This is a genomic window from Pseudomonas sp. GM25 (assembly GCF_000282255.1).
Classification (GTDB): Bacteria; Pseudomonadota; Gammaproteobacteria; order Pseudomonadales; family Pseudomonadaceae; genus Aquipseudomonas; species Aquipseudomonas aphyarum.
Window position 1 is genome coordinate 1 of record NZ_AKJQ01000053.1, and the last position, 1505, is coordinate 1505.

Sequence of the window (1505 nt, forward strand, 5' to 3'; positions counted from 1 at the left end):
CTGTGTCGGGCCGGGGCGGTCCTGCATCAGCAGGGTGCCGGCCGGGTCGTGGGCGAAGTTTTCCGGCAGGTCATCTCGGGTGTGGCGTACGCGGATCAGCCGGTCGAGGGCGTCGTACGTGTAGCTGCGCTGACCGTGGCGGGTGTCGGCAATATGTTCGAGGTTGCCGTTGGCGCTGTAGGCAAAGTCGCGGCGGTACAGTGCACTGCGTTGATGACCTACGGCGTGGGCGCGTAAGCGGCCCTGCTCGTCGTAGGTGTATTCGCTGAGCAGCAAGCCCTGCTGGCGTTGTTGTTCGCGGCCGTTCTGGTAGACATGGCGAGTGAGCAAGGCGCCGTTGAGGTCGATCGCGGTCAGCGCGCCGCCCTTGGCGTAGTGGTAGTCGAGCTTGCTGTTGTCCGGCAGGCGCAGGCGGCTGAGCTGGCCGCAGGCGTCGTAGGTGTAACGCAAGGTGCCCCAGCCCTGATGCTCGCGCACCAGCCGGTCCTGCAGGTCGTATTCGAAGGCCAGCGGGTGATCCTGGCCGTCATCGACGCCGACCAGTCGACCGAGGCGGTTATAGCGATAGCTGACCTCGACCCCGTCGGGCAGGGTTTTGAGCAGCAGACGCCCAGCAGCATCACGTTGATAGCCGGTGACCAGCGTCGAGCCGTCATCGCCGAACTCGGTCTTTTCCAGCAGATGACCGTTGCGGTCGTAGGCGTAGGCGGTGCGCCGGCCATCGAAGCCGGTTTCCTGTCGGATCAGTCCGGTCGGTGTGTAGTCCAGCCGGTACTTTTCGCCGGACTCGTTCTCGATTTCCGTCAGCAGCAGTTGCGCATGGTCGTAGCGGTATTGCAGCCGGGTGCCGTCGGGATTGATTCGGCGACTGACCAAATGCAGGTCGTCGTCATACTCGTAACGGGTGATGCGCCCCAGTTCATCGCGTTCGGCGGTGATCTGGCCGTAGGCGCTGTAGCTGAAAGCCCGTGTCGCCCCGGTAGGCGAGGTGGTCTGGATCAGCCGGCCAACGGCGTCCCACGCCTGATGGGTGACCGCACCGTGTTCATCCTGCGCAGTAATCCGCCGTCCCAAAGCATCGTAGGAAAACTTCCGAACCCCGCCGTCCGGCAGACTTTCCTCGACCAGTTGTCCGAGGTCGTTCCACACGAACACATGCCGGCCCGAATCCGGATAACGGATCGACAGCAACCGCCCCTGCGCGTCGTAGTGGTAATGGGTGACATGACCGTCGGGATCGACTGCTTCGGTGACGTCACCCTGAGCATTACGCCGGTACGTCCACACCGCATCGCCACGCGGACGGCTGTGAAGGAAACCATTGCGGTACTCGTAGGACGTCGGCGCATCGTCCGGCGGAATCAGCGCGATCAGCCGTCCGACGTCGTCATAGTGGTACTCGGTAACCGCGCCCAGCGCATCCTGCTCGGCGACCAGCCGGCCCTGCGCGTCGTAGGCCTTGAGCTGTTCGCCCCCGTCGGCAGCGACCTGACGCACCAGCCGCG

At 64.4% G+C, this 1505-nt stretch carries 1 pseudogene; it reads right to left on the bottom strand.

Going from position 1 to position 1505, the window contains the following annotated elements:
• Nucleotides 1-1505: pseudogene (locus PMI24_RS21490) on the bottom strand (RHS repeat protein); the annotation flags it as partial.